Genomic DNA, 8,066 nt, shown 5'->3' with positions numbered 1-8,066 from the left:
CAATCAGCCCGCGCCGCCGGCGCGCGCCGCCAGGCGCGTCGGCCGCCGGCGCGCGCGACCGCGCCGGCCCGGGCGCGCCGAGGCGGCGCAGCACGTCGGCGGCGCCGGGCCGCGCCGCCGGGTCGGGATCGAGCAGATCCATGCACAGCCGGTCGAGGTCGACCGGCACGCCCGGCGCCACGTCGCGCGGTCGCGCGATGCGGTCTCCAGTTTGTTTCGCGATCAACATTTCCAGCGACGTTCCGTCCAGCGGCAACGTGCCGGTGAGCGCCTCGTAGGTCATCACGCCGACCGCGTACCAGTCGGACGCCGGCACGGCCCCCCTGCCGGCCGCCTGTTCCGGCGCCATGTACGCCGCCGTGCCGACCACGCGATCGGCGCGCCTGCTGCCGCCGTCTACCGCAGCGACCAGGCCGAAGTCGAGCAGCACGAGCCGCCCGTCGCGCGTGAGCCTCACATTGGACGGCTTGAGGTCGCGGTGGACGATGCCGGCCGAATGGAGTGCGCCGAGCCCGCGCGCGAGTTGGATGAGCGCATCGCGAAGCCGGGCCTCGTCCAGGGTTCCGGGAGCCGTCTGGCCGGCCGGCGCCGGCGGCGCATCGGGCGCCAGCCCCGGCGTGACCGCCAGCCGGTGCGTCGACCCCGGGCGCACGTGCTCGAGGAAGTCGCAGCCGTCGACCAGTTCCATCGTGAAGAACCACTCGCCGTCCTGCTCGAACAGCTCGCCGAGCCGAACGATGTTCGGATGCGCGAACGCGCGGGCGACGCGGAACTCGTGCTTGAACCGGGCCAGCGCGTCGCCGGTGAGCGTGCGCAGCGTCTTGATCGCAACGGAAGTGGACAACTCGGTATCGAAGGCCTCGTACACCACGCCCATCCCGCCCTCGCCGAGCCGCGCGCGCAGCTGAAAGCGGCCGTCGGCGCTCGCCCCCCTGCGTTCCAATCTCGACACCCCGGACCAGTGTAGGCGATCTGCGCGCCGCCGCCGCGAGCGCGGCGGTGGGTGCCCGCATGTTAGCGACGGGTCACGACTCGGTCTGGATGCCGAGCGCGCGATCGACCGCCTCGACCGCGCGGTTCATGTGAAACGGCTTCTCCAAAAACGCGGTGGCCTGCGCGCGGATCGCGGCGATTTCCCCCTCGATGCCGGCGCTCATCACGATGACCGGCACGTCGTAGCCCTCGTCGCGCAGGCGCCGAATGAACTCCGCGCCGTCGACGTTCGGCATGTACAGGTCGGTAAGGATCACGTCGGGACAGCGCGCGCGCACGAGGGACATGGCGCGCTCGGCGCTTTCCGCCACGAGCGTCCGGTAGCCGGCGAACGACAGCCGATCGGCGAGCATCGCGGTAATCCCCGACTCGTCGTCCACCACCAACACGGTTGCCCCTGCCCTGTCCGCGGCGCTCATCGGTCGCACATCAGCCTACCACGGTGCCGCCGCGGCCGAGCCGGCCTCCGTCGCGATTCCGCGGGCTCCCGCGGGCGAGCGATCGTTCGGCGACCGAACGGCGCCCCGTGGTAGGTTCCCGCCGATGCGCACACCCGCACGTTCGTTCGACGACATCGCCCGCGCCTATCGGCGCCCGGACCTGGACGCGGTCGCCGCCGAGGCGCGCGCGCTGGCCGGCGCGGTCACCGGCGCCGCCACCGCCGCCGACGCCATCGCCGCCGTGTCGCAGTGGAATGCGCTGCGCAGCCGGGTCGACACCGCCTACAACATCGCCGCCGTCCGCTACGAGCAGGACACCCGCGATCCGGCGCGCAAGGCCGAGCAGGCGTTTTGGGACGAGACGGCGCCGCTCCGCCGCGAACTGGACGTGGTGTACGCGCGCGCGCTGCTCGACTGCCCGCACCGGGACGCCCTCGCGGGGCACTTCGGCCCGCAACTGTTGCGGCTCAAACAGTGCGCCGCGGTGACGTTCGCCCCCGAGATTCGCGACGCCCTCGCCGAGGAGGCGCGCCTCACGAGCCGCTATCAGGAGCTGATGTCCGAGCCGGGCGTCGACTTCCGCGGCCAGAAGCTGAGCCTCAGCGGCATCGCCCGCTATTTCGCCGACGCCGACCGCGATACGCGATTGGCGGCGCAGCGCGCGCGCGACGCGTTCCTGGCCGCGCGCGCCGGCGACCTGGACGGCATCTACGACCGGCTCGTCGCGCTGCGCGACCACATGGGCCGGGCGCTCGGCTACGACGGGTTCACGCCGCTGGGCTACAAGCTGATGTCGCGCGCCGACTACGGCCCCGACGAGGTGGCGGTGTTCCGCGACGCGCTACGCGACGCCGTCGTGCCGCTGGTCGCCGATCTGCGCCGCGCGCAGGCGCGCAGGCTCGGCGTCGAGCCGCTGCTGTTTCACGACGAGCCGGTGTTCGATGTACGCGGCAACCCGCGGCCGCGCGGGGACGCGCGCGCGATCGTCGCGGCAGCTCGCCGTATGTACGACGAACTGCACCCGGACGTCGGCGCGTTCTTCGCGATGATGGACGACTGCGGGCTGCTCGACCTCGAACTCCGCGACGGCAAGGCCCCCGGCGGCTTCTGTACGAATTTCGCCGACTACGGCGTGCCGTTCGTGTTTGCCAACTTCAACGGAACCGACCACGACGTCGCGGTGGTGACCCACGAGTGCGGGCATGCGTTCCAGTGCTGGTCGGCGCGCGATCAGCCGCTCATCGAATACGCATTCCCCACCTACGAGGCCGCGGAGGTCCACTCCATGGCGATGGAGTTTCTCACCTACCCGTGGATGGAGCTGTTCTTCGGCGACGACGCCGACCGCTATCGGCGCATCCACGTCGAGACCGAGATCGCGATGCTGCCGTACATGGCGGCGGTCGACCACTTCCAGCACGAGATCTACGCCGACCCGTCGCTGTCGCCGCCGCAGCGCAACGCGCGGTGGTTGGACATGGAAGCCCGCTACCTGCCCTACCGCGACTACGGCGGACTACTGCCGTACCTGGGCCAAGGCACGATCTGGCAGCGCCAGGGTCACATCTACCAGGTGCCGTTTTACTACATCGACTACGCGCTCGCGTTCGTGTGCGCGGCGCAGGTGTGGATGCGCGCGGAGCGAGACCGCGACGCCGCGCTGCGCGACTACGTCGCGATGTGCGAGGTGGGCGGCAGCGTATCGTTTACAGAGATGCTCGAGGCCGGAAGGCTGCGCAGCCCATTCGACCCGGAGGTGCTGCGCGACGTGACCGGGTTCATCCGGTCCTACCTCGGCCTGTAGCGGTCGCCGCACGACGGGAGGCAGCCGGCGATGGACGCAATCGTCGATTGGGTGCAGCGCGCGCTCGCCAACCCGTGGCCGCGCGCGGCCGTCGTCGTCGCGGTCGCGATCGTCGCGGCGGCGCTGGCGCGCACGGTCCTCGCGCGCACGCTCGGCGTTTTGGTCGCCCGCACGGCGACCACGCTCGACGACGTGGTCGTCGGTGCCCTGCGCGAGCCGCTGTTCATGACGGTGCTGTGCCTCGGACTCGCGCGGGCTGCCGATGTCGCGCCCCTCGACGACGGGGTACGAAGCGTCACGCACTCGCTGTTGCAGACGGTCGCGGTATGGGTGTGGGCGCGGGCCGCGTTCCGCATCGGCCACGCCGTGCTCGACTCGATGAGCCGCACCGCGCGAGACGGTTCGGTCGTGCAACCGCGCACGCTGCCCGTGTTCGACATGCTCGTCAAGATCGGGGTCGGCGGGCTCGCCGTGTACTTCATGTTCCTGGCGTGGGACATCGACGTCACCGCGTGGTTGGCATCGGCCGGCATCGTCGGCATCGCCGTCGGCTTCGCCGCCAAGGACACGCTCGCCAACTTGTTTTCCGGCATCTTCATCGTCGCAGACGCGCCCTACAAGCTCGGCGACTTCATCGTGCTCGACGGCGGTCTGCGCGGCAAGGTCACGCGCATCGGCCTGCGGTCGACGCGGATCCTCACCCGCGACGACGTGGAGATCACGATCCCAAACGCGGTGATCGGCGCGTCCAAGATCGTCAACGAGACCGGCGGCCCGTCGGTCAAACAGCGCATCGCGATCACCGTCGAGGTGGCGTACGGATCCGATGTGGACCGCGTGCGCGACGTCTTGCTGGCGTGCGCCGACCACCCCGAGATCGCCGCCGACCCGGAGCCGCGCGTCCGCTTCCGCGAGTTCGGCGCGTCGGGGCTCGTGCACCAGCTGCTCGTGTGGATCGAGGATCCGGAGGCGCGCGGGCGCGTGACCGACGCGCTCAACGTGCGCGTGTACAAGGCGCTCGGCGCCGCCGGCATCGAAATCCCGTACAGCAAGCACGACGTGTACATCAAGGAGATGCCGCGGTAGGCGCCGGCGCGCCGCACGGCTGCGGGGGACGAGCGCCGGTCGCCGGCGCGCCGCATTTTTGGGGTGACAGGCGCAGCGGTCTGCGTTAGCGTCCAGGCATCCCTCTCCCATGCGACGTGCAGCGTTCCTGATCCTGATCGGTTGTTTCGGACGGGTGCCCGTGCTCCGGGCGCAAACGGTCTCGCAACGCCCCTCGCCGACACGGGAGGCGCCGTCGGCGGAGGCTCCGGCGCCGTCGGACCCGGGCGGCGCGGCTGACGACTGCGCGGCGATCGAGGTGCAAGCGCGCGCGTCCTCCTCCGGCGACGACTACGTCTCCGCCGCCCGATGCGCCGAACGCGCCGGCCGCATCGGCGACGCGGTCGCGTGGCTGCGCGCGGCGGAGGCGGTGGCCGAACACACCGGTGACGCCCGGGCGGCGACCCGGGCTCGCGCCGTCATTCGCCGGCTGCGCGCCGGCCGGCTCGAGCTCGTCGTCGACCGCGGCGATCAAGAGCCGGGGGCGTGGGTCGCCTTCTGGCTCGACGGCGACACGATCGCCGTGACCGGCGCGCAGACGTCCGTGTTCACCACGCCCGGCCGCCACGTCGTCCACGCCGAACGGCCCGGGTGCGGCGAGTGGACCGGCGAGGTGACCGGCGCCGCCGGACGCCGAGTGACGGTGTCGCCGCCGGCCATTTTGTGTTCGTCCGACGGCACGCGCATGGCAGACCGGGTCGTCCAGCGCGGCGTGCGGGCGCACGCGCGCGTCGACGCGAGCCGGCGCACGTACCGGCGCGAGCGGCGCGATGCGAGCCTCGCCGTGTGGGGCTACGGCGCGGCCCTGGTATCCACCGGTATCGGCGCCGGCCTCCTCCTCCGAGCCGCGGGCACCGAGGGGAACGAGCGGTTCGTCCAGGGCGACGAGCTGCGCAGCCGCCGCGATCGCGTCGGCCGGCTGCGCAGCGGCGCGTACGTCGCCTTCGGGGTCGGCGCGGGATTCGCGATCGCGACCACGTGGTGGCTGCTGCGCGATCATCCGGCGCCCGCCGACCGTCGCGCCACCGGCGGCGCCGCGAAGGCGACCGGCACGGCGGCGACGTTCGCCGTCGCGCCCGCGCCCGGCGGCGCCGTCCTGTCTCTCGGAGGCAGGTTCTGATGCGCGCGACGCGCCCGACGTTCGCGGCGTGCGCGGCCGCGGCCGTCGCGACGGCCGCGTGCGGCGGCTCCCCGGCGACGCGGTCGCTACCGGCCTGGCGGCCGTCCTCGCCCGCCGAATGGGCCCCCACGATGCTCCGCCTGCCGCTGCATCCGCTCCAGTTGCCCAACGGGCTTGCGGCGATCATCGTCCCGGAGAACGAAACCGACCTCGTCCACGTGAGCGTGCGGTACGCCGTCGGCGCGGCCGAGGATCCGCCCGGCCGGCCCGGCCTCGCCCACCTGGTCGAACACATGATGTTCGAGCAGACGCGCGACGGCGCCTCCCTGTTCGACCGTCTGTCCGCCGTCGCGCTGTGGTTCAACGCCGAGACCACCGCCGACAGCACCCAGTACGACACCGTCGCCGATGCGGGGAAGTTCGCGCAGCTGCTGACGCTCGAGGCCGAGCGCATGCGGACGACCTGCGCCGACATCGACGACGCCCGCTTCGAGCGCGAAAAAGACGTCGTGATCAGCGAGCTGCGCCGGCGCAGCGGCCCGTACGCGACGTTGATGGAGCAACTGCTCGCCGACATCTACGGCCCGTCGCACCCGTACGGCCACCCGCCCGGCGGCGACGAGGCGTCCATCCGCACGGCCAGCCGCGCCGACGTGTGCAGCTTCATCGACCGCTACTACCGCCCGGACCGCGCGCTGGTCGTGGTGACCGGCAACGTCCACCCGCGGGCCGCGGCGGCGGTGATCCGGAGCGCGTTCGGCAACATCGTCCAGCCGCCGGCACCGCTGCGCGCCAACGTGCACGCTCCCGGCTTCGACGGCCGCAGCACGCGCTACCGCCTTCCGGTGAAACGACCGTTCGCGGTCATCGTCCGCCCGGCCACGATCATCACCGACGAGGTCGCCAGCCACGACGACATCGCCGAGCGCGTCCTCGATCAGGAGTTGTACCGCCTCGTCGGCGACGACGACTCGATTGTCGACGCTCAAGTACTTCGCTTCGGCGGCGAACGCGCGCCGCTGCAAGCCGTCGTCATCGAGGTCGACGACCCGAACGCGCTCGAGCCGGCCGTCGACCGCTTCTTCGCCCTCGTCCGGCGAATCGCGCGCGACGACGGCGAACGATGGCTGGCGATCCGACTGCTGACCGACTCCCTCACCGACTTCGTGTCCTCGATCGAGGACGTATACGCCCGGGCGCGCGTGCTCGGCGAATATTGCCATTACGGCGCGGCGGGCAGCGCGTACGACGCACTGCGGCGGCGCGCCCACGTCCCGCCAGATCGGGTGCTCGACCGCCTGCGCGGCTTCGAGCGCGCGTCGACGCGGATCTTCTATGTCGTGCCGACTTCCGACGCCGACGCCGCAGCCCCGTCGATCCAGCAAAGCCGCGCCCGCTACGACGCGGCTCCGTGGCTGCCCGCGGTCGATCGAACGGATCTCGAACGCGACATTCCGGTGCCGGCGCAGCGCTGGAAACCGACGATTCGCAGTTTCTCGCTCCAAAATGGGCTTCGCGTCGTGCTCGCGCCGACCACGCGGTTTCCGGTGGTCGAGCTGAGGCTGCTGTACCCGATCGGCATCGATCACGACCCGCCCGACAAACCCGGTACGGTCGCCGTCGCGACCTCGCTCGCGCGCCCCGACTTCGACACGCTGGAGCCAGTCGACCGCTACGCTGCGTGGCGCTGGAGTTTTCTCGCGGGCACGGTCACGCCGATCGCCACACGGCGATGGTCAGGCTGGCGGATCCGCGCACCCGCAGACCGGGTGGAGGCATCCTTGTTTCAGCTTGGGTTGTACGCGCAACGGGCAGAGGTGTCCGAGAAGGCGCGCGTCGACCTGCTGCGGCGGCTGCGCGCCGGCGAGCCGCCGGACGCCCGCGAGCAGGCGCGCCTGTCTGCCGCCGTGCTGCGGGCCCTGTACGGCGCGCGGCACCCGCTGTCTCGCCAGACGGCGCTGACGGCCGACCTCGTCGAGCGGCTGTCGGTGGCCGACCTGCAGCCGTTCGCGGCCGGTGGGCGCGGGTTGCGCGGCGCCGTACTCATCGTCGCGGGGCAGTTCGACCCCGACGTGATCGAATCGGCTGCCCGCGACCTGTTCGGCGCATTTTCCGCCGGACCCGCGCCCCCGCCGTCGCCTCCGGTCGCGCGCATCGAGCCCGCCCCGCTGCGCGCCTTCGCGGTGCGCGACGACGGATCCGCGACCCTGGGAGTGGCCTACGCATTCGCGATGCCCGTCGCGGATGCGCAGACCGACGCAGCCATGCAGGTGTTGGCGGAAGCGCTCGACGAGCGCGCGCGCCGGATCCGCGAGGTGCTCGGCGCCAGCTACGGAATCACCGTCGACTACCGGCAGATCGCCGGCACCGGCACACTCGAGATCGCGGGCGACGTGGACGCGGACCGTGCGGCGGACGCGATCGCAGAAGTGATGGCCGTCGCGCGCATGGCGACGACGGGGGCTGGCCTCGAGGACGCGTTCCTGCGCGCCCGGCGGCGCATCGTCGAGCGCGTGCGGTCGGCCGGCGCGAGCAGCGCGCGGCTGGCCGCGCTCCTCACGGCGGGCGCGTTCGACGCCGGGCCGCGCGCGCGCGCGGCCGACGT

General features: G+C 72.3%; 6 protein-coding genes. 4 read left to right on the top strand and 2 right to left on the bottom strand.

Going from position 1 to position 8,066, the window contains the following annotated elements; all coding sequences use genetic code 11:
• Together D6689_15025 and D6689_15020 are read right to left on the bottom strand one after the other, a co-directional pair.
• A partial coding sequence (locus D6689_15025) for a serine/threonine protein kinase (protein RMH40022.1) occupies positions 1-943 on the bottom strand: 943 nt, incomplete at its 3' end.
• An 82-nt stretch (positions 944-1,025) separates the two neighbouring features.
• The gene (locus D6689_15020) at positions 1,026-1,412 is read right to left on the bottom strand and encodes a response regulator (GenBank protein RMH40021.1); all 387 of its coding nucleotides are present in this window, start codon (positions 1,410-1,412) and stop codon (positions 1,026-1,028) included.
• Between the two features lie 124 nt (positions 1,413-1,536).
• Between D6689_15020 and D6689_15015 the strand changes: the two genes are divergently transcribed.
• The 4 genes from D6689_15015 to D6689_15000 form a co-directional block, all read left to right on the top strand.
• The gene (locus tag D6689_15015) at positions 1,537-3,237 is read left to right on the top strand and encodes a M3 family oligoendopeptidase (GenBank protein RMH40020.1); all 1,701 of its coding nucleotides are present in this window, start codon (positions 1,537-1,539) and stop codon (positions 3,235-3,237) included.
• Positions 3,238-3,267: 30 nt separating this feature from the next.
• A complete protein-coding gene (locus D6689_15010) occupies positions 3,268-4,323 on the top strand; it encodes a mechanosensitive ion channel family protein (GenBank protein RMH40019.1) in 1,056 nt (351 codons plus the stop codon).
• Positions 4,324-4,432: 109 nt separating this feature from the next.
• Positions 4,433-5,461 carry a hypothetical protein gene (locus D6689_15005; GenBank protein RMH40018.1) on the top strand — a complete coding sequence of 343 codons (1,029 nt, stop codon included), beginning with the start codon at positions 4,433-4,435 and terminating at the stop codon, positions 5,459-5,461.
• The coding region (locus tag D6689_15000; GenBank protein RMH40017.1) for an insulinase family protein at positions 5,461-8,066 on the top strand (2,606 nt) is incomplete at its 3' end. The genes D6689_15005 and D6689_15000, both read left to right, overlap by 1 nt.

This window comes from Deltaproteobacteria bacterium (genome assembly GCA_003696105.1).
Lineage (GTDB): Bacteria > Myxococcota_A > Polyangia > Haliangiales > J016 > J016.
The sequence above is the reverse complement of the archived record's forward strand: the minus strand, read 5'-3'. Positions and strand labels throughout refer to the sequence as shown.